1 protein-coding gene is annotated in these 612 nt (G+C 71.1%); it reads right to left on the bottom strand.

What is annotated here, in order from left to right:
- On the bottom strand, positions 1 to 612 hold a 612-nt coding region (locus BKE38_RS30115), incomplete at both ends, for a P1 family peptidase (RefSeq protein WP_131829823.1).

Here is a 612-nt window from a genome sequence, read left to right as displayed (position 1 = left end):
ACTATGCCATCGCCTTCTCCACCCATCCCGAGGTGCGCCGCCGGGCGGCGCACCTCGGGATGGGTGGAGAAGGCGATGGCATAGTCGCCCGAACCATCCGAGAAAGCGGCGCCGGTGCGCGCCAGCCCGGCCATGGCCCGCAGCGCCAGGCGCTGCAGGTTGCGGTCGGACAGCGGCGCGTCAGTGGCGATGACCACCATGACGGAGCCGTCGGCATCGCCTTTGTCGGCATGCTCCTTCAGATAGAATTTCCCCAGGGCACGGCCGGCCGGATGGCCGTCCATTAACAGGGCGCCGCCATAATTGCTCTGCACCAGCGCGCCGAGGGTGAAGCCGCCCAGCGCCGGCGGCAGCCGGCGCGACGACGTGCCGATGCCGCCTTTCCAGCCGAAGGCCACGGTGCCGGTGCCGGCGCCGACGCTGCCTTCCTCGACAGGGCCGCCGCTGGCCGTCTCCAGCGCGTGCAGCACATCCTCCCCGGTGACGCCACGGCCGCGGATGTCGTTCAGCCGCCCGTCATTGGTCTCGCCGACCACGGCATTGACCGAGCGGATATCCTCATGCCCGGGCTGCGCCAGGGTCCAGTCCACCACCGCCTCGACCGCGCGGCCG

This window comes from Teichococcus deserti (assembly GCF_001982615.1).
GTDB classification, from domain to species: domain Bacteria; phylum Pseudomonadota; class Alphaproteobacteria; order Acetobacterales; family Acetobacteraceae; genus Pseudoroseomonas; species Pseudoroseomonas deserti.
The sequence above is the reverse complement of the archived record's forward strand: the minus strand, read 5'-3'. Positions and strand labels throughout refer to the sequence as shown.